Genomic DNA, 20,807 nt, shown 5'->3' with positions numbered 1-20,807 from the left:
GTAAGGTGTACGATTATGGAAAGCAAAAACTACGCAAATATTATCGTTTTCACAGGATTACTCGCCGCAGCAAGTGCCATCATTAACGCCGATCTTTACGATGGTACCTGGTCTGAAGTCGCTACCATTGCCGCCGCAATAATGATTCCCGTAACTGCCTACTTCAATAGGAAGAATGTCGCACTGTCTTTTCTTTTACCACTATTTTTTACCACCATTGTCGTTAGAAATGCTGATCAACATGATTGGTCAATGATTGGTTGGATAGCGGCAATATCTTATCTGCCGTTGCTCGCACAGTGTGTTGTAGTCATGCGACGTACCTTTATCAAAGACGGTCCGACAGAAACAGCATTAAGTATGCTGCGTATATTCATCGGTATGAACTGGTTAACGCACTGTACAGAAAAACTGTTTGTTTCTTCCCACGACGCTGGCTTGGTTAACTTTTTTGCCAACGGATTTGGTAACTTGGTGGTTGGACACCCATTAACGGATTCAACCGCCAATATTCTGATTGTGCTTGGCGGCCTGGTGGAACTGGCTACTGCTATTTCATTGGGACTAGGGGTACTTTCTCGGTTTGGAGCATTCATGTCAGCAGGATATCTGATTGTTGCCCAGATAGTGGGTGGCCACTTTGCCGTTGGTTATACGTGGATTTTACCGGGTGGAGGATGGGAATTGGCGTTCTATTACTTTATGGTCACCATACCATTTATGCTTCCAAACGTAGGTGGCTCTGTCGCTTTGGAACGGATGAAGTTCGCTCGCTCTTAATCAAGTAAAACAAGGGGGACTTATCATGTCCCCTTGTTCGATAACTACTAAAAACCAGTGCCTACTTGAAAATAAATGGCGTTATCCGATTCACTGGTAGCCACATCGATCCCTGCACGCAAGCCATAGCGACGGGCTATAAGGTAACGAAAACCAACACCATAGCTATAATGGTTATTGGTTGTAAAAATCGAGTCGCCATCATCAACGGCGGTACCTAACCCACCAAAAACAGAAGCTGACCAACGCATAGTCATTTGCCAAGTTAATTGAGTCTCTAACGAGGCTGTTGTATCACCTTGGTATCGCTCTCTAGCAATGCCGCGCATATTGATGTCAGGGTATACAGGTGTTGGTAAGTAACGCTCACTGGTACTTAGCGTGTTGTATTGCCCTTTAAAACCAAGGTTCCACGATTCTCTAATTGGAAAATAGTGTATCCCTTTAAATGTGAACGTATCAAAATCGTAGTCACTACCAAGACTCTTTCTAAACAAGCGATATTCACCACTGTAATCCCCACCAGCAGAGGGGTATAAGAAGCTATTTCGTGTGTCATGTTCAACCAATAACCCCAGCATTGAAAATGTAGAATCTAATGAAGGATGGAACTCTCGCCGATGACGATCCTGCTGACGTTCGATGGAATTTAATGATAACGTAGATTGAACAAAAGCTTGTGAGATCCCTAATAACAATGGCGTGTCAGCGACTCTAAATTGCAATTTCTGTAGCTCTCCATACCCTTTCATATTCAGCTCAAACTTACTGACGTGTTCACCGCTACCATAGAAATCCATATTCACGTCACCATAAAATGCACCACCAAGATAGCGGATACTGTCACGCTTCCATGAGTGCCGATGACCCACAAATCCAGCCCAAGTACCATTATCTGTCCCAAAAGCACCACCTACAGTGATAGCTGGCGTTAGCAATTGAGCACCACCATTTACCGATGTCATCGACAACTTTCTACGCTTTTCTTTCTGCGCCTCCGATTCATGCAAGAATACTCCCATCACACCACCGCCATACCCAACGGCAGGTTCGGTCACGAGTATTGGTACAGGCAAAAAACCATAAGCATTTTCAGCTAGGTATTCACCCATATCAAACTGATGATCAACTGGATCGGTAAAACTAGTAGCAACGCTTTGACTTGAAGCGATTGAAACCGTCAAAACAATAATAGAGAGGGAAGCTCTCACGGTAAGATCCTCGTTACTGGCAACATTAGGGGAAACAACTCATGTGTAAACGTTGGCGTATAGTAACGAGGACGAAGATAAGATTTATCACTAAACAATAAGAGTGGAATAAAACTGAAATAGTGTATGACAATCAATCGCTTTATTTTTATTTTATCTAATCAGACGGGCACTTACAGACCAGCCTAAATGAAAAACAGGTGCTCTGAGAGCACCTGTTTTTCTTCAGCTAAGCAATTTTACGAATAAAGTGCTTGTTCCGTCCTCAAACCTTTTATCAGGCTAAAACACATCAATAGCAGAACAAAAGTAAACGGCAGAGCCGTTGCCACTACGCCAGACTGCAATGCTTGAAGCGCCTCTTTACCGCCAATCCATAACATTACTGCGGCAATTGCCCCTTCAATACACGCCCAAAATATCCTCTGAGGTACTGGCGCATCAATCTTGCCGCCAGCAGTGATGCTATCGATAACCAACGAGCCAGAATCCGAAGACGTTATAAAGAAAATCAAAATAAGAACAATGGAGATCACGGACAAAATAGAGCCAAATGGTAAAGCATCGTATACGTGAAATAGCGTTAGTGAAATGTCGGTTAAACCATTCGCCCCCAACTCACCTACATGATTTGCCACTTGATCTATAGCGATCCCGCCAAATACTGACATCCATATTAACGTCACTGCAGTTGGAATAAAGATAACCGCTAACAAGAACTCTCGTACCGTACGTCCTTTCGAGACTCGAGCAATGAACATCCCAACGAATGGAGACCAAGAAATCCACCACGCCCAATAGAATACCGTCCAACCATGCATCCAGACAGTGTCTTCACGGCCATGAGGACTACTGAGCGCAATGATATTTTCTACGTAACCAAGCGTTGTATTCCAGATTGACGGCAGAGCGACATCCAGACTCACAGCCGTGACAAAAATCAGCAATAAGAAGGCCACAACCATATTGATGTTACTTAGAACCTTTACTCCACCATCAATACCACGCACCACTGACATAACCGCGATTAAGGTAACAAACGCAATCACCGCCAGTTGCATACCAATGCCACCGTCTAGACCAAATACATAGTTGATGCCACTTGTCGCTTGTTGAGCACCTAAACCCAGTGATGTCGCTAGACCAAACAAAGTCGCCAACACCGCCATGATATCAATCACGTGGCCTAGCCAACCCCAAGCTCGGTCACCGAATACTGGATAGAATGCTGAGCGAATAGATAGAGGCAACCCCTTGTTGTAGGTGAAAAACGCGAGTGATAACGCCACAATAGCGTAAATACCCCAACCATGGATGCCCCAGTGAAACAGCGTTGCCCCCATAGCAAGTGATTTAGCTGCTTCCGTATTGGGCTCTACATTGAGTGGTGTTCCCCACCAGTCAGTAAAATAAGCCGTTGGCTCCGCCACTCCCCAAAACAGTAAGCCGATACCCATACCAGCCGCAAACAGCATCGCCAACCATGAAATGGTTGAATGGTCAGTTGTTGCATTTTTACCACCGATACGAATTTTCCCAAGAGGAGAAATCAATAACGCGACGGCAAAGAATAGGAAAAAATTGGTTGCCCACATGAAGAAGACATCAAAGTCATTAATGATGCCATTTTTAAGACCATTGAGAGCGTTGAGTGCGGTTGCAGGCTCGACGATAAGAAGGGAAATTAGGCTGAGAATAACAAGCGCTGCGCTTGTTCCGAATACGGGGTTGTGTATATCGAAACCCCACTTTTGAATGTTGTCCTGACCTACTTGATAGTCAGTGGTTTCGATACTGTACTTCTTTAATGCATTGTCCATAAATACTACTACTACGTGTCCAAATTGCTTTCCTCGAAAAGGAAAAAACTAGAAACCGCCCTCCATTTAATTAGAACTCTAACAATTTATTTCGGGCAAAATGCTATCACAAGCACAAAAATGATTCAAATAGCTCAATTTTTCATAGTAAAAATTAGAAAACACTTAAAATCAGCCATGAAAAGCAATGAACTCTAATCATTAGAACACAAACCAATTAACATTAGACGTGCTTTATCCCACCAATCTACATTAGTGAAAGCAGCGAATAACGGTATAAGCGTATGCCAGAAGTAACGAGGACTATTCGGTCAGCTTTTCAGCAATAAGGTAGGTGTGAAGCTCTGGGTGTTGGTCGAACTCCAAATGACGAATTGTGCAGCCAAGTTTAATGAAAAGCTCTAAAAAGCCATTAGTCCCAAGAGACGAGTAATACACTTCTGGCCCCATGAAATCATCGGTATGCTGCCCTGCTTCTTGTGTGCCTCCAAAAGAAAAAACAAACACACCGCCCGGATTTAGACTAGCAATAATCTTTGTTATAACAGGGACTTGCTGTTCTAAAGGAATATGCCAAATACTGTCCCATGCAGTGATAAAATCATAGTTACTTGGTAAATCAGCGTTACAGATGTCTTGATGATAAAAGGGAATATCTGGATAACGTTCGCGAGCAAGCTGAATCATTTTACTCGAGATATCCATCCCCTCAGGTTGAAACCCTTCTTGTTGCAACAGATTGATAAATCGTCCGGTACACCCACAACCGATATCGAGCGCCTTGCCTCTAGACGAAATAAACTCAATCGCTCGTTTATGAGCTTCGATGCCATTATCGAGATTAAACTCTTCACTTAACCACAGGTGAGTAATCTGATCGTAAGCTTTCCCTATTTGTTCTGGCGTCATCTCGTTCCCAACTTGTCTGTTTACCTGTGCACTATAGCTATCTCACTATAAAACATATTGATGTTTAACGCTTTCTTTAGAGTGACCGCCAACGAATTTTGCAGAAATACCTTTAAGCCCATCCTAGACTCTTAATGACAACCGTGGTTACTTACGTTATTGCTTACCTTATTACTCACCATGGGTAGTAGCCAAGCCGTGAACGCTTCCCAAGCAATCGTCGGTCAAGGAATTCAACTGGTTCAAGTTGGACAAGTCACACAAGCCAAGTCAAAGTTGAACCAGTTGCCACAGCCTTATTCAGGAGAAGCACTATTCTTGGCAGCGCGTATTGCAGAAGCAGAAAACAACTGGACAACAGCGATGACCTTGTATCGCGAATATTTAGCCAGTAACCCTTTTAGCGTGCACCAATTAGAAGCAAGGGCGGCATTTGCACTATTGCGAGCCTATCAAAATGATCCGTTACTTGGCGACTTCTTCACTCTAGTTAAGCTACGCGACCTAAATCATATTCAGCAACTTCAAAACACTAGCGCCAGGCTATATGCCGCACATCCGCAAGCGCCACTTGCTATTCGCGGACAGCTTCTCACCGCATACAGTTTGTTAGAGCTAGCTCAACAACCCCAAACAGCACTGCAACTTTACCTTTCCATTGCAGCAGATACTCAGAATGCCGATGCCGATTGGTACATTCAGGCATTGTTTGGGGCGGCTTTCGCAGCCATTCGCGCCAACCGTTTACCGCTAGCCCAACGATCTATCAATGACATACAGGGTAAATTGAACTCTAGTTGGGGCAACCGCAACAGCCTGTTAGCGAGAAGTTGGCAACAGCGCATCAACGCCATGACCTTCATGTTACCTCTCGCACAACAAACGACAGTATCAAAAACACCCTTTTTATGGGGAGTCGGCGCAAGGTTGCTGTTAGATAACCCTGTAGGCAGTGGTAACAACTTCGCGCCAATCTGGCACACCCTTACCAATAATGATTTACGGGTAAACAGCGTCAGTTTGTGGATCACTCAGGACAGCGATTGGAATTGGCTGCGCACAGATTTACTTCGCGGCGCTCATTTGCATGGTTATATTCCTATGATTAATTACTGGTTTTTTGGTGACAAAATCAGCCCTGACTACGTCATAGCCAATCGTCAACGTTATCTTGAACAGATCAAAAACCAGCTGATTCCGTTATTGCGAGACCTTCCTCAAGCCTATCTGATTTTGGAGCCTGAGTTTAACAAACAGGGTATTGAATCTTGGGACGAGTGGGATCCATTAATGCTGGAGGTGATCCAACTAATACGAAAAGGGGCACCGCAAGTTAAAGTAGGATTGGGGCTGGGTGATTGGGATAAACCCGGTGGCACACCGAGTTACGCAAGCGCTGAGCAAGCCATTAAAGCCAGTGATTTTGTGGCAAGTATGCTAATGCTCTCTAGTTATACTGAGCGTGCTCACGCCGCGCCAGATTGGTCCGCTTGGGTTCGAGCTTTACGACTAGGCGATAGGTTAAAAAAACGCTTCAACAAACCGTGGATGCTGGCGTACTTATCAATCGCATCTCAACCAGCATGGGAGCAACAGCAAACGGTGGAGATTGAAAAGCTGGCATTTTACCTGCCGATGCTTCGTAGCCTGGGTCTGTTTGCCCTCAATTGGTTTTCTCTTACTGATGAACCCGAGCAGCAAGGTTGGTTTGCCGAAGCAGAGCAAAGTTTTGGCCTTCTTAAAGCCAGCTACCAACCCAAGCCCGCATTGGCTGACTATCAACAACTCATCAACGCGCATCGTAACGAAAAAACGCCTCAAGTTAAGCAGTTTCACGCCAAACTAATGGCAAATCGTCAGCTCGAAATCAAAGCTCAGTTAGAACACTGGACTCGCTGGGAAGTCGTTATTCAACAAGACACCAACACATGGCTTGAAAAAGGCGTTGGTGATGCCTTTACTATTCATTGGAATGGACAAATGCTGCCAACTTGGGCTGAAAATGGCGAGGTGTCTGTAACGCTAGTCCTCAATAGTACTATTCACAACTCACTGGTAACGAACTGGAAGGCCCTTCCTATCTTCCACCAGCAAGCCTTCAATGAGCAGGTTTCACTCAACAGATGGCAAACCTGGCAGCAAGCACCGGAACAGAGCATTGCACTTGAGCAGCTAAGTTCGGGCATTCCTGCAGCCATTGAGCTTGTTCTAAAGCAGCTTACTTCCCCTCAACTCGAGGCGCTGCATATCGGGATCATCGACCAAATTGGCTTCCAACAAACCGTCTCCGCCTCTTCTTACGCCTATCAAATCGGTGAGAGCATCGCCATTTATGTCCCATTGCAACAATTCAATCGACAGTGGGTCAAATACGTCGACGGTAAACCAATATGGCGAGATAAACCCAGCGGCGTCATTTCTGTCGTATTACAAAATAGTGGCGCTGAGAGTGTGGCATTTGAAGTGAGTAGGTTGAACTACCTTAAACCGTAATTTTAGACATACCGTTAATAAAAAAGGCCACCTATGCCGCTAAACATAAATGACCTCATTTAGAAAACCGAGAGACTTATTTGCCTAACACACAAGCGTCAATCAGTGACTTAATATCTAACACGTGCTTTCTCAGCATAGACTTAGCTTCTTCAATCTCGCCATCGCTAAGCATTTGGTAAATACGTCGATGATCATCGAGAATCTCAGCATAAGCGTCTTCTGTGCTGGTTAGATGACTACGAATGGCACCAATATGGAACTGAACTAACTGGTAGCTCTTTTGCAGCAACGAGTTGTTGCAGTGTTTGAAAAAGGATTCATGAAACTCACCGTCTAACAATAAGAACGCTTTGAAGTCTTTGTTCTTAAATTTATGTTCCATTTTAACGATGCTAATTTCTAGGCTTTCCAAAAATGCTTGAGAGTCATTTCGCATTGATTCTTCAATTGCGATTGGCTCTAAATAACTTCGAAAATTGCATAGCTCAACGATAGACTTTTCATCTGGTTGAAAAACAAAACTACCTTTTTGAGGGATGATATCGATTAACCCTTCTTGCTTAAGAATAAACAGCGCTTCTCGCACAGGCGTTTTACTAACGCCAAAGGTCTCTGACAAAGACGCTTCTGAGAGTGGTTGACCTAGCTTCAATTCACCACTTACTATTGAATAGCGTAAATTCTCAGCAACATTTTCTGTTAAACTTTTAGGGCGAGTGATGACTTTCAATCTCGTTACCTCATGATTAATTCTACTGACGTTAGTCTACCCCAATATCTTATTGTTGACAGCAACTAATAAGTGGCGAGACCGGCTTGCTCATGCATGTTAATAACACATATTATATTTATGTAATTTAGCTATCTCACTAGTTGTTTCAGTGCGTTAAATCGCATTTGGTTAAAGACCTCGAGACTTAAACTAGAAACATTGCCGTCATCGCTAGGTACATACTACCGGAGTATAGAAACGCTTTTTTCTTCGATTCCGGGCTTTCGAATTGAGCTCCCAAAATGAAACCCACAAAGTACAGCGCGGCACTAGCAGCGACAAAGCCGAGTATATATAACATAACGGCTGCGTTTGTTGGCATTTCGAATAAATGCACGTAGCCATGAAAACAAGCAAAAGAGGCTAGCATATAGACTAACCATCGACTCAATTGTCGACCCGAAACACCAAACGTCAACACCACTCCTACTAAGACCACCGATAAGGCGATCAAACTCTCAAACATCGGGATATAAAAACCCGTCACTGCGATTCCGGCACCGAAAACCAAACTTAACGCAAGCACGCTAAGTGAGACCCATTTCATTGATTTGTCACGGCCAAAGTACAAGCTGCAAACTAAACCAATACCCATCATAGCTGCAACATGGTCAACACCGGAAAGTGGGTGCAGCATACCCGATAGAAATCCTACTTCAGAGTGACCGGGATGGGCACTTGCCAAAGAAGGAAAGAGTAAAGCCAATAGCATCCACGCGTTTTTCATAAACCTAGCCTTTTTGTTTATTAGAGAGTTCAAATGACGGCAACGTCTTATTGCAACCAAATTACGACAACTAACATATCAGATGCCAATGGTTATTTTTTATAAATATTTTCTTTTAATGGCATCGATCACATTTAGAGAAAAACATCATTAAACTTAGTATGACAAACTAGATAACTATCAATTTTGAACTTAAAGTATCTGACATATCACATTAAAGAAAAATCACTACCATTTTATAAACGTGGCAGATAATGACGACTCGGAGTACGAAAATGCATATTCATTTGGATCTTGTCGGTGGAATTGCTGGTGACATGTTTACAGCATCCATGCTTGATGCATTACCAGACTTGGAGTTACCGCTGCTAGCTGCTCTTGATGCGGTGAAAGAGACCGCACAAGTTAATTATTGGACTGAGAGTGCGTTAGATAAGGGCTTAACCGGTAAACGCTTCTATGTTGAAAGTCAGCATGGTGCAACGGATGACCATCACCATCACCATCACCATCACCATCACCATCACCATCACCATCACCATCACGAGCATAGAAGTTGGAAACATATACGACAGCTAATTTCTGAGTTGCCGTTAGATGAACCGATTAAAAAAAACGCGCTTGGTATCTTTGGACTTCTCGCGGAAGCAGAGGCGAAAATCCACGGTAAAAGTGTCGAGGATGTCCACTTTCATGAGGTAGGCGCGTGGGATTGTATTATCGATATCCTATCTGCTAGTTGGCTGATTGAACACTCAAAAGCCACATCATGGTCGTGCTCAGATATTCCATGGGGCGGAGGCACTGTAACATGTGCTCACGGCGATATCCCTGTTCCTGCTCCGGCGACCTTATCGTTGCTAAAGGGCTTTCAGATGATAGATGACGGTATCAAAGGAGAGCGCGTGACACCAACTGGCGCTGCCATCCTTGCATGGCTCAAGCCTTCACATAACGTAGCTAAGGGGCAAGTCTTTTACATAGGTTACGGTTTTGGCAAACGCAAACTAGATGGAAGAGCAAACCTTCTGCGAACCACCTTGCTAACAACAAAGGAAGGCTTTCACAACAACCATGAAGAAATCTGTGTCATTCAATTTGATATTGATGATATGACTGGAGAGTTACTCGCCATCGCTAGGGAGAAAATTCGCGCTCAACACGGCGTACTTGAGGTGACAGAGACCGTGGCGCATGGTAAGAAAAATCGCCATATTAATACCATAACGGTGCTCACTCAGTTAACAGTTCAGAACCCTATGATTGAGTTTATCTTCAATCATACCTCAACTCTTGGCGTACGTTATTGGACCTGCCAACGAAAGATATTACCTCGCCACCATCATCAAGTCACAATCGATGGTAGTCAATATGACGTAAAAACGGCAGAGCGACCTGATGGTACCTTGACCAGTAAAATAGAATCGAGTCAATTAGAGCAGCCCCGCATGAACCTGAGCCGTCAGATTGAAATCAAATCACTTACAGAGAAGCTAGCGACCCATGAATTCAATAAACAACAAGATTGAGAGACTAGAAAATCAGCTCCAACAACTTGGTAAGGTCACTGTTGCGGTAAGTGGCGGTGTAGACAGCATGACACTCGCCTTTGTTGCTCATCGAGTGTTAGGTGCCAACGCAAAAATGGTTCACTCCATCTCTCCCGCTGTCCCGCCACAAGACACCCAGCGGATTGAGGACTTTGCTACCAGGTACGGATGGAATATGATGTTTGTGGAAAGCGGCGAGATAGATACTCCAAACTACCAATCCAACCCTGTCAATCGCTGCTACTACTGTAAATCATGCCTCTACACGACACTCGGAAGCTTATCATTTGGACAAGTGGTATCAGGCACAAACTTAGACGATTTAGATGATTACCGACCTGGCTTAATCGCTGCAAAGGAACACCGAGTGGTACATCCTTTTGTCGACGCTTCAATCAATAAGCAAGATATCCGTGATATTGCTAATCAATTAGGACTACCTAAGCTGTCTAAGTTGCCCGCTTCTCCTTGCTTAGCCAGCAGGATAGAAACCGGTATTTACATCAATGAAAGTAACTTAAATCTGGTCAATTCGGTCGAACAATACTTACGAACCAAAGTAGAAAGTAATACGCTTCGTTGTCGTGTTCAAAAGCAGCGTTTAAGCATAGAGCTTGATACTCAAACCATAACAGCCCTAAGTGAATCTGACATTAAAGTACTAACACAGCAAATAACGGTCATAGCCAGAAAGTTTGAGGCTTCCGTTCCCATTCAGTTTATGCCCTACCAGAGAGGCAGTGCGTTTATTGGAGAGAAAGAATGTCAGGCATAATAATCGATTTTGAACGCAAGCAACGCTGTGGTGTTGAAGAAGCTATCTTATGTTCTAGCAAGAGCCCGCTTCAAATAGAACAGATTATTCAAATGGCTCTAGAACGAGATGCGCGAATGTTGTTCACTCGCTTATCACTAGAAAAGTGGCAATCTTTAAGTCCCACCTTTCATCCAAAGCTATCTTATTGCTCAGTTTCTGAAACCGCTATTTTGGGAACAATAACAGATCTCACACAACAAGAAAGCCCTATTGCTATCGTGTCAGGAGGGTCTTCGGATACTAACATCTGTCATGAAATCTTACGGACGTTAAACTATCATGGCGTGAGTGCTTCACTGTATGAAGATGTTGGAGTTTCTGCGTTGTGGCGCTTAACAAACGCACTGGAAGACATTAACAAGGCCAAGATCATAATAGCAGTCGCGGGTATGGAAGCGGCACTGCCAACAGTTTTAGCGGGTCTAACACCTAGACCTATTATTGCGGTGCCCACTTCTGTTGGCTATGGCGTGTCAAATGGTGGTGAACTCGCCCTACACTCTTGCTTAGGGAGCTGTGCTGCAGGCGTCATGACTATGAATATTGATAATGGATTTGGTGCTGCCTGCGCAGCGATCAAGCTACTAAACAGTTTCCAGCCTAATTGATCACGAAAGAAAAAGGGCTCAGATGAACCCTTTGTAACGATTGCTATTCAATCCAAGGCAATAAACTGCCTGATTCATCAAACTCAAACGCTATCGATTCCGAAATACAATCTACGCCCTCTAGCGACTCGACGACATCTTTCAGCCCTTCTGATACATAAATATTGTCGAGTTCAAGCGTGTTTTTTATCCACACGATTTTCGCATTCTGAATATCATGAATCGGTCCTGTTTTCAGCGCAAATACAATCGCTTCTCGGTCATTCCCCATAACCATAGGTATCTTTGCAGTCGCTAACGTACCCGCCGTGGCTGCGTTAGTGTACATCGCGGAGAAGTCTAGGTTTTGCACCAATTGACGAGTAGTAATGTCAGCCATGCCAATCCCAACGCCATTACCGTGAGTTGCTTCTGTAAGAGAAAGTACTACAGTGCTTGAAATATTAGGCCCAGTAAAGCCACTGACACCGGATCCCGGACGTCCTGTCACGTTCGGGTCCATCCCTTCACCGCTGATGTTCTTGCCGATTTCTTGAATAATCAGTACATCGATATCCGGTATCTTAATCGTCGCAATATTCTGCTTGGCTTTTTCCAAGTACTTCGGTTCGAGCGATAAGATATCGGCCTGTTCTACCACCTCAATATCCATTAACTCATCATAAGCATTCTCTACTAAGCCAATAGCGAAAGGCACGTTGACTTGTTCCAGCAAACGACCTCCTGCTTCAGGAATTACTCGATGAAAATTGTGGAATCCATACCGGTGAAGTGATGAAGCACCAACGTGATTCCCTAAACCAATACACAGCATTTTCAATAAACCGCTTTCGACCTGACCTTTGAAATCAGCATGAGGCTTAATTTTGTTACAGAGAATAATGCCGTCCGCTTCCATCGCCACTCTATCTAAGTAGAGCGAGACTCCATCAGACATTTGAGCAACTTCAATAACCTCCATGGAGGAAACGATAGGTACCTCCATCGAGCTTTCTGTAATGCCGTAAGTTGCCAGTATCTTGGTTTGCCCTTCAGCATTCGCCGAACCATGACTACCCATAGAAGGAACAATAAAAGGGATAGCACCATGGCGCTTTAAAAACTGTATCGTTTGTTGGAGCACTGGTATTAGCCCAGAGATCCCACGACTACCAACCGTAATGGCCAAGCGTTGTCCCTGCAAACGTTCTGGGTTAGGGTAACGTGCTAATTCTTGGTTTATACGCTGAGGAATATCTTCCAGCTTGTTTCGGCTAAAGTGCTGACGCACCTTCACCATTTTAGGCAGCTCGCACTCAAAGCCACCATCTAACGTAAACTTTATTTCTCTATCAAACATGACTTACTTCTCACCAAGAATGAAAACGAAAAGAGAGGGCATTGCCCTCCCAAACAGTGGATGTAGAATTTGTGACTACTTAGCTTTTAGATGTCACTTCTTGAATAGTTGCCATCCATGCGTCATAGACGTCAGCACCTAGTTTTTCTTTGTACTCTTGACGTACTGGCTCAGTCGCATCAATAAATAGTTGAAGTTGTTCTTCACTCAGTTCGTTCACTTGTGTACCCTGCTTCTTAAACTCTTCAATCTGTTGACCTTCTTCCGCAGACACTAGTTCCTGTTGATAAATTTCTGCGTCACGCATAGAGCCCTTGATTAATTCTTGGTCTTCTGCAGATAGGCCGTGCCAAAACTCTAGATTCATTACAGGGATGTAGAAGGTAACTACGTGACTTGTCAGGCTTACATAATCCTGTACTTCATAGAAACGCTGCGCGTAGATATGCGCGATTGGGTTCTCTTGACCATCAATCACTCCTTGTTGAAGTCCAGAGTATACCTCACCAAAGTTCATTGGTGTCGCTGAAGCGTTTAGCGAGTTAAATGTCTTAACATGCGCAGGAACCTTCATTGTTCTAATTTTCAGACCTTTTAGATCTTCAGGTGTTTCTACTGGACGGCTGTTATTTGTAACGTGACGAACACCATTCTCTAACCAGCCGATACCTTGAAGGTTCATGTTGTTAAGTTTTGTTAGTAACTGGTCGCCAGCTGGGCTATGCACCGTATCTAGTGCCGCCTGCTTGCTTGGGTAGATAAATGGAAGTTCTACTACGTCAAAGGATGGATCCCAAGATGAATAAAAAGAAGAAGGAGATACCGCCATTTGAAGCATGCCAGATTGAACACCTTCAATCATCTCACGATCAGGGCCCATTTGAGAGTTGGCAAAAATTTGGACTTCGAATTTACCCTCTGATTTCGTCTCAACGTCTTCTTTGAATTTTTCTAGAGCTCTATGTAAGTGATAGTTTTCATTAGCACCATGTCCAATTCGGATTGTCGTTGCTGACATTACAGAAGTTGATAGTGCGAGCATAGATACCGCGGTAGCCATAATTAGTTTTTTCATTGTGCCCTCGTTTCTCGTTTGCAGGGTGACTCTGGTTCATCGTTAAAGGCCGCTACATAGCGTGCAGCAACAATATAAGTATTCTTCATTCCATCTAACATCTGACATATCAGATGCTAGATGTTAATTATTACCGACTAATCTAATTATTGCTGTGAGAATGGTCACGAATATATAACGCTTTTTATTAATACTAGAAATAAAAAAAGCCTTAGTATGAACTAAGGCTCTTATTTACTACTCTAAAGTATTAGTACTATCCAATTAATTCTGTAAGGAATAGTGACAGCTCTGGTATAAATGTAACTGCCAATAATAATACTAACATCGATAATAAGAATGGAATTAATGCTCTTGATATTTTCTCTATACTTACATTAGAAACTTGGCTTGCAACAAATATATTAACTCCCAACGGAGGGGTACAGAAACCAATTGCCAAGTTAACCGTTAATATTACACCAAATACAATAGGATCAACGCCTATCTGTTTGACTACAGGTAATAGAATCGGGGTAAGTATGATAATCGCCGAAATGGTCTCCATAAACATACCAATTATCAACAACATACCATTAATTAGTAGCAATAAGACTACTGGATTATCAGACAATCCTACCAGAGTACTAGCAACCACAGATGGTATTTGTTCAAACGTAACCAAGCGACCAAATGCTGCTGCAAATACTACAAGAACTAGAATTGTTGCTGATGTTAGAGTCGAACGAGCGAATATTTTTGGCAAGTCGGAGAATGAGATTTCCTTATATATAAATAGACCACAAATCACTGCATAAACAACCGCAACCGCCCCTGCTTCAGTTGGTGTAAATACACCACCATAAATACCACCAAGAATAATACCTGGAACAATTAAAGCCCAAATTGATTCTTTAAACTGTGCACCAACACCAGCCCATGAAAATGGCGTAGGTTCCACATCCATAATAGGCTGATTGCGAACAACTACTCGGCTCATTGCCATAAAGGTAAGTCCGAATAAAACGCCTGGAATAATACCAGCTAAGAATAACTTACCAATAGAGACTTCTGCAGATACACCATAAATAATAAATGGAATACTTGGCGGAATCATAACCCCAATCATACCGGCAGATGCCGTTAATGCTGATGAGAAATCCTTTTTATAACCCTGCTGAGTCATTGAAGGAATAATATTAGAGCCGATTGCTGCCACCGTTGCTGGCGCTGAACCAGAAATAGCCGCGAAAAACATAGAAGCAATCACGTTTACGTAACAAAGAGAAGCTCGAATATGCCCAACAAGAGAATATGCAAAACCGATAATACGTGCAGATAGACCACCTTTTTGCATCAAATCACCAGCCAAAACAAACAGCGGTACAGCAATAAGTGGGAACGAGTCAGCCCCTGTCACAATTGAGCGAGCCATCAAACTTAATGGCGGCGTGCCGTCAACAAAGCTCATCACGAACAGAGAGCTCATTCCTAAACTCATTGCAATGGGCATACCTAGGATTAATAAGAGGCCCAAAGCGCAAAATAGTATAATTCCAGACATTTTATACCTCTACTGGCGATGATGTTTGTGTTGGTTTTACAACGTAAAACTGAATAATTCTAAATACGGATAGCAGCGAACCTACCGGAGCGGATGCATACATAATGGCAATTGGAAGGTTAAGTACCACTGACTTTTGCGATAGAACATAGGGAAGAGTAATAAGTTTGTAAGACTGGTATGCCATTGTTAATAAGAAGGCAACAATGGCAACATCAATCAAAATTTCTAGTACTCGTTTTGCCTTCGCCGGAAGTAGGTCTTGGAAAAACGTAACTTTTACATGCTTTCTTTCTTTAAAAGCATAGGCGATACCAATCCAAATAAACCAAATAAACGTCCATAAGGTGAGCTCTTCAGACCAAGACAATGCATTTTGAAATACATACCGCATCACTACTTGGACTGTAATTAATATTACAATTCCCGCGAGAAGTAACCCGCCAAGGGCTGCTTCTAAATTGTCATTTAACCATTTCATCATACTAGTCTCATCGTTACCTGATTACTGATATGTCAGATATCATAGACCTCAAATAACGCCAAAAACAGCCAAAAACATCAATTAAACCGTCAAATATCGAGTTTCTTGTGATTGATCACAGTTTGAAAACATCAGAATTCCGATCTTAAAATTCAACTGATATGTTAGATCTCAGATATCAAATATTACAACAAAGAGGTGATGTGACATGACTGCTGAGACCAAATTCAAAGTCTATGTATCCGACTATGACTATCCAGATCTGGAGATTGAGCGCAGTGTTTTGGAACCAATTGGCGCAGAAGTTATCGGCCTAAAATGTAAAACCGGTATTGGACTTGGTGAGTTAGCTAAAGACGCTGACGCTATTTTGCAGCAATATGCCAAAATCCCTCGCACCACTATTGAGCAGCTAGACAATTGTAAGATCATTTGCCGTTACGGCATTGGCGTGGATATTTTGGATGTAGAAGCGTGTTATGACCACGGCATCAAAGTATCTAACGTCCCAGACTACTGTATTGATGAAGTCGCTGATCACTCAATTTCACTAGGCTTGACACTGTTTAGACGCATTCCTGCCTACAACAAATTCACCCATGAAGGCCAATGGCACTGGGATATTGACGGCTTAGTTCCTAAACGTTTTCGCTCTTCTACATGGGGTTTGATTGGCTTTGGTCGCATTGCCCAAAATATTGCCAAAAAGATGACTGCATTGGGTTTCAAAGTTATCTCTTTTGATCCTTATGTATCAGGTTCTTATATGAACACCTTTGGCGTAGAGAAAGTCGATCTTGATACTCTGATCAGTACGTCTGACGTCGTTAATGTGATGTGTCCACATACACCAGAAACCGACCGCTTAATCAATGAAGATCGTCTACGTCAAATGAAGTCGAATGCCGTACTTGTTAATGGTGCTCGCGGGAAAGTTGTTGATAACAAAGCACTTTACAAAGCACTTGTTGAAGGTTGGATAGCGTCTGCCGGTCTTGATGATCCAGAAGAAGAGCCTGCGAAACTCGATAATTGGAACCCTAATGACAACCCAATTTTTGGTTTAGACAACTGTATTGTGACACCACATGTTGCTTATGTTTCACAAGAAGCTTTCCAAGAATGTCGTCGCATTGCCGCAGAAAACGCGAAAGCCGTCTTATTAGGTGGTGAGCCTCTAGATCCAGTAGCGCGTGTCAAAACTCCAATTTCGGAACAGTAATCATGAGACAAACAACTATTGCCGCCATTGAAGAGCATCAGGTGTTCGCTATCGTTCGTGGCCTTGATCCGGACAATGTTCGCCCAACGATGGAAGCACTATACAGCGGCGGAATTCGTTTAGTCGAAGTGACATTTGACCGAAAAAACGGTGACGAAAATACGTTGGCAGCACTCGATATTCTCGCCAGCGAGTTTCAAGACAAACTGATCTTCGGGGCAGGCACCGTCACTACGGTGGAGCAAGTCAAAGCTGTCAAAGCCATGGGTGGACAATTTATTGTTTCCCCGGACTTTAATGCGGACGTCGTTAAGGCAACCCGCGAATGCGATATGGTGTCCTTGCCCGGCGTGATGACACCAACCGAAGCCGTACAAGCCAATGAAGCTGGTGCTGACTTTATCAAGCTGTTTCCAGGTGGTTTGTTAGGTCCTGAGTATCTAGCTGCATTAAGTGCCCCCCTGTCGGATCTTAAATTTATTGCTGTTGGTGGTGTTGATGCAGACAACATCCCTGACTTCGCTAAAGCTGGCGCAGTTGGGTTTGGTATTGGCTCTAACTTGGTCAACAACACTCTCGTTGCAAACAACGAATTTGAAAAAATCTACCAAAATGCTTGTCGTTTTAAGCAAGCGATTGAATCTATTAGGAAGTAAAAATGGAATACGCAAAAAAAATCATTAACCCTCGTCCAGAAGTAAACGAAGAGCTCATCGCAAAATGTGCAGAAATGACTGATGTTTTGAGCGTAAGTGCGGTCTTTAGTGATGCGTTTAAACGCGATGGTGTTATGGATCACGAGATCAAATTCCGTTCATCAAACAAGCCATTTATTGGTACTGCACTTACTGTAAAACTTAAGCCAGGCGACATCGTTGATTGTCTTCCAATCTTCGACATTGCTAAACCGGGCGATGTGGTTGTTATAGACGCAAACGGCACACCAAATACCTCAATCTGGGGTGGCTTAATGTCTGGTCTAGCTCGCGCTGCAGGTGTTGTCGGTGCAGTTGTTGACGGTTCTGTTCGTGATACTGATGAGTCAAAAGTGCTCGGTTTCCCAATCGCATCTCGCTCTGTATCGCCTCGCGCAGCACACTCTGCAGAGACTGGCCGCACTGAACCAATCGAAATCAACGTACCAGTTGTTGCTGGTGGCCAAATTGTTAAACCTGGTGACCTAGTGGTTGCAGATGAGCTAGGTGTAACCGTAGTTCCTTACGAATTTGTAGAAGAAGTTTATCCAGCAGCTAAACAGCTTGCTGAAAATGAAAAGAAAGTGCGTGAAGAGATTCTTAACGGTGCAACAGTAGAGCAGCTTCTAGCTAAGTTTGGCCGCATCTAAACAATGATAGAGGCCCATTGAAAAATGGGTCTCTTCAGAGGGATATTCCATTGATCATTACAATAGATACTGGCACTACCAATACTCGCGTAGCGCTATTTGATGGTAAACAACGCGTTGATCTGGTTAAGGCGAATATCGGTGTTCGTAATACCAGTATCGACGGCAATAATCAGCAATTGATTAGTATTATTGCCAATGCTATTAGTCAGCTGAAAAAGACTCACTCTCTGCAAGATTCGGATATTGAAGCCATACTAGCTGCTGGGATGATTACCTCTAACTTAGGTTTATACGAGGTTCCACATCTTGTCGCTCCAGTTTCTCTCGAGAGCTTTGCCAACAACATCAAATCGGTCGTGATTCCAGAAGTTTCAGCTTTGCCAATCCACTTTATACCAGGCGTGAAAAACCTCGACACTGAAAACCTTCAGTCTGTTGTTGGTTTGGATATCATGCGAGGTGAAGAAGTTGAAGCACTAGCGATTGTTGATTTGTTCAACATTGAACAGGACGCCATAATTGCTCTCCCTGGTTCACACTCAAAGTTTGTTGCGGTTGATTCTAAGCAGACAATTAGAGGGTGCTGCACCACGCTTGCTGGTGAATTAAATGCCATCGTGACGCACCACACCATTCTTACCAACTCATTGGAAGACCGTTTTTCTGATACGTTGTGCAACGACTCTCTATTAGAAGGTTATCAATCGGCTGACCGTTATGGTCTTGGTCACGCTCTGTTTATGATTCGACTTCAGGAACAATTCGGTGGCAAACAGCATGAGCAGCTCGCCAGCTTCCTAATCGGTGTGATACTGCATTCTGACATAAAGGCTCTAAGCTCCGCTCCACAACTGCACTTTAACTCAGAAACTCCAGTGTACATTGGTGGCTCAGGATTGCTCTGCGAAGCGACCGCTACGCTACTTAATTACCAATTCCCTGATAACTCTGTGACTCGCTGTGAAGATGTTCATGACTTGTCAGCTATTGGCTCTATTTATGTCGCCCAGAAGGCGAACCTTATTTAGTCACTCACCCCAAGTGACCTTTCTGGAGCTTTCGACCCCAATCGAAAGCTCCTTTATTGTTTTGGAGACTCACAACATGAAAGCTCTGACCTATCAGCCTTCCATCGATAAGTTTCAGATTCAGGATTTGTCTATTCCTACTCCTAATACTCATCAAGTCTTGGTAAAAGTTCTTGCTTGCAGCTTAAATCCCGTCGATACCAAAATTATAAACTGGCACACATTGGTGAATGACATGAAGGACGATTTTGTTGTAGGCCTCGATGTGGTTGGTGAAATCGTCACTATCGGCGACCAAGTCGACAACTGGAAAGCTGGGGACAAAGTGCTATTTCACGGCAATATGTTTAGCCAGCATGGTGGCTTAGCCGAGTTTTGCTTACAAGACCATCGTACATTAACACGACTACCGAATGTTCCTATTGCAATGGCTGCCTCCACACCTTGTGCAGGTTGGACCGCGTGGCGAGCGTTGTTCGACAAACTGAAGATAAAAAACCGTAACTCAATATTCATTGCCGGCGGTTCTGGTGGCGTGGGTAGCTTTGCTATTCAAATTGCCAAGCATTTTGGGCTTGAGACAATTATCACGACCTGCTCTGGTCGCAATATTGATTACGTTAGAAGCCTCGGCGCTACTCATATCATCGATTACCAAGCACAAGATGTGGTTAAAGAAATCATGGCAATAACTCATGGTTCTGGCGTTAATATCGCCCTTGATTGTGTGGGTGGCGAATCTGAGTTTTATTGTGCGGAGGCACTGGAATTTGACGGCGAGATGGTAGAGCTTGTCGGAACAGCAGACCTAAACCAATATCGACAAGCCAAAGCAAGAGGTTTAGGAGTTCATCAACTGAGTCTGGGCGCTGGCTACAATAATGGCATCAAAGGTCGGAACTCAATTTTAAAGGCGGGAGAGTCATTCAACCTATTGCTCAATCAAAACGCGATTAAACCTCCTCACATTCAAACCATCGATCTTGAACAAGCAGCTCAAGCGCTAATGGAAATGAGAAAGCAGAGGACGGTTGGCAAAATTGTTGTCATGTTCCCAAAGGCTGAATAAGGAGAAAAG

At 43.5% G+C, this 20,807-nt stretch carries 19 protein-coding genes; 10 read left to right on the top strand and 9 right to left on the bottom strand.

What is annotated here, in order from left to right:
• Window positions 1-15: 15 nt before the first annotated feature.
• Window positions 16-780 carry a DoxX family protein gene (locus VME0621_RS23605; RefSeq protein ID WP_062461932.1) on the top strand — a complete coding sequence of 255 codons (765 nt, stop codon included), beginning with the start codon at window positions 16-18 and terminating at the stop codon, window positions 778-780.
• A 47-nt stretch (window positions 781-827) separates the two neighbouring features.
• Here VME0621_RS23605 and VME0621_RS23600 read toward each other — a convergent pair whose 3' ends face one another.
• From VME0621_RS23600 to VME0621_RS23590, 3 genes are all read right to left on the bottom strand, one after another.
• Window positions 828-1,991, bottom strand: coding sequence for a BamA/TamA family outer membrane protein (locus VME0621_RS23600; RefSeq protein ID WP_062461929.1), 1,164 nt, complete (start codon window positions 1,989-1,991; stop codon window positions 828-830).
• 239 nt (window positions 1,992-2,230) lie between these two features.
• Window positions 2,231-3,811, bottom strand: coding sequence for a BCCT family transporter (locus VME0621_RS23595; protein WP_062461926.1), 1,581 nt, complete (start codon window positions 3,809-3,811; stop codon window positions 2,231-2,233).
• A gap of 303 nt (window positions 3,812-4,114) precedes the next feature.
• Window positions 4,115-4,720 carry a class I SAM-dependent DNA methyltransferase gene (locus tag VME0621_RS23590; protein ID WP_062461923.1) on the bottom strand — a complete coding sequence of 202 codons (606 nt, stop codon included), beginning with the start codon at window positions 4,718-4,720 and terminating at the stop codon, window positions 4,115-4,117.
• Window positions 4,721-4,879: 159 nt separating this feature from the next.
• On the opposite strand from VME0621_RS23590, the gene VME0621_RS23585 reads away from it, so the two are divergent.
• Entirely contained in the window at window positions 4,880-7,213 is a 2,334-nt protein-coding gene (locus VME0621_RS23585; RefSeq protein ID WP_197498266.1) for a hypothetical protein, read from the top strand.
• Between the two features lie 76 nt (window positions 7,214-7,289).
• Here the strand turns inward: VME0621_RS23585 and VME0621_RS23580 are convergent, their stop codons facing one another.
• A complete protein-coding gene (locus tag VME0621_RS23580) occupies window positions 7,290-7,946 on the bottom strand; it encodes a GntR family transcriptional regulator (RefSeq protein ID WP_006070170.1) in 657 nt (218 codons plus the stop codon).
• Between the two features lie 187 nt (window positions 7,947-8,133).
• Complete coding sequence (locus VME0621_RS23575; RefSeq protein WP_062461917.1) at window positions 8,134-8,715, bottom strand: HupE/UreJ family protein; 582 nt, start codon at window positions 8,713-8,715, stop codon at window positions 8,134-8,136.
• Between the two features lie 275 nt (window positions 8,716-8,990).
• On the opposite strand from VME0621_RS23575, the gene larC reads away from it, so the two are divergent.
• From larC to larB, 3 genes are read left to right on the top strand one after another with little or no spacing between them, the layout of a single operon-like run.
• On the top strand, window positions 8,991-10,244 hold the full coding sequence (gene larC / locus VME0621_RS23570; RefSeq protein ID WP_062461914.1) for a nickel pincer cofactor biosynthesis protein LarC: 1,254 nt from the start codon (window positions 8,991-8,993) through the stop codon (window positions 10,242-10,244).
• Window positions 10,219-11,040 (top strand): ATP-dependent sacrificial sulfur transferase LarE, encoded by an 822-nt coding sequence (larE, locus tag VME0621_RS23565; RefSeq protein ID WP_062461911.1) that lies wholly within the window; start codon window positions 10,219-10,221, stop codon window positions 11,038-11,040. Before larC ends, larE begins: the two co-directional genes overlap by 26 nt.
• Window positions 11,028-11,690 (top strand): nickel pincer cofactor biosynthesis protein LarB, encoded by a 663-nt coding sequence (gene larB / locus VME0621_RS23560; protein WP_006070174.1) that lies wholly within the window; start codon window positions 11,028-11,030, stop codon window positions 11,688-11,690. The genes larE and larB overlap by 13 nt, the downstream gene beginning before the upstream one ends.
• 43 nt (window positions 11,691-11,733) lie before the next feature.
• On the opposite strand, the gene VME0621_RS23555 is transcribed toward larB, so the two are convergent.
• The 4 genes from VME0621_RS23555 to VME0621_RS23540 all read right to left on the bottom strand — a co-directional run bounded on the left by VME0621_RS23555 (window position 11,734) and on the right by VME0621_RS23540 (window position 16,131).
• On the bottom strand, window positions 11,734-13,029 hold the full coding sequence (locus tag VME0621_RS23555) for a nickel pincer cofactor-dependent isomerase, group 22 (RefSeq protein ID WP_062461908.1): 1,296 nt from the start codon (window positions 13,027-13,029) through the stop codon (window positions 11,734-11,736).
• A 79-nt stretch (window positions 13,030-13,108) separates the two neighbouring features.
• Window positions 13,109-14,104: a TRAP transporter substrate-binding protein gene (locus VME0621_RS23550; protein ID WP_062461905.1), complete on the bottom strand. Its 996-nt coding sequence runs from the start codon at window positions 14,102-14,104 to the stop codon at window positions 13,109-13,111.
• Between the two features lie 256 nt (window positions 14,105-14,360).
• Window positions 14,361-15,647, bottom strand: a complete 1,287-nt coding sequence (locus VME0621_RS23545; RefSeq protein ID WP_062461902.1) for a TRAP transporter large permease — start codon at window positions 15,645-15,647, stop codon at window positions 14,361-14,363.
• Window position 15,648: 1 nt separating this feature from the next.
• Entirely contained in the window at window positions 15,649-16,131 is a 483-nt protein-coding gene (locus VME0621_RS23540; RefSeq protein WP_231892996.1) for a TRAP transporter small permease, read from the bottom strand.
• Window positions 16,132-16,339: 208 nt separating this feature from the next.
• On the opposite strand from VME0621_RS23540, the gene VME0621_RS23535 reads away from it, so the two are divergent.
• The 5 genes from VME0621_RS23535 (at window position 16,340) to VME0621_RS23515 (ending at window position 20,798) form a co-directional block, all read left to right on the top strand.
• On the top strand, window positions 16,340-17,353 hold the full coding sequence (locus VME0621_RS23535) for a C-terminal binding protein (RefSeq protein WP_006070179.1): 1,014 nt from the start codon (window positions 16,340-16,342) through the stop codon (window positions 17,351-17,353).
• A 2-nt stretch (window positions 17,354-17,355) separates the two neighbouring features.
• On the top strand, window positions 17,356-18,009 hold the full coding sequence (locus tag VME0621_RS23530; protein ID WP_062461899.1) for a bifunctional 4-hydroxy-2-oxoglutarate aldolase/2-dehydro-3-deoxy-phosphogluconate aldolase: 654 nt from the start codon (window positions 17,356-17,358) through the stop codon (window positions 18,007-18,009).
• Between the two features lie 2 nt (window positions 18,010-18,011).
• Window positions 18,012-18,698, top strand: coding sequence for an RraA family protein (locus tag VME0621_RS23525; RefSeq protein ID WP_006070181.1), 687 nt, complete (start codon window positions 18,012-18,014; stop codon window positions 18,696-18,698).
• A 50-nt stretch (window positions 18,699-18,748) separates the two neighbouring features.
• Window positions 18,749-19,729 carry a 2-dehydro-3-deoxygalactonokinase gene (locus tag VME0621_RS23520; RefSeq protein WP_062461897.1) on the top strand — a complete coding sequence of 327 codons (981 nt, stop codon included), beginning with the start codon at window positions 18,749-18,751 and terminating at the stop codon, window positions 19,727-19,729.
• Window positions 19,730-19,805: 76 nt separating this feature from the next.
• Window positions 19,806-20,798 carry a zinc-binding dehydrogenase gene (locus VME0621_RS23515; RefSeq protein ID WP_062461893.1) on the top strand — a complete coding sequence of 331 codons (993 nt, stop codon included), beginning with the start codon at window positions 19,806-19,808 and terminating at the stop codon, window positions 20,796-20,798.
• Window positions 20,799-20,807: the final 9 nt, after the last annotated feature.

Origin of the sequence: Vibrio mediterranei (assembly GCF_900088415.1) — a bacterium.
GTDB lineage: Bacteria > Pseudomonadota > Gammaproteobacteria > Enterobacterales > Vibrionaceae > Vibrio > Vibrio mediterranei.
This window is presented reverse-complemented; position numbering and strand designations above follow the sequence as displayed.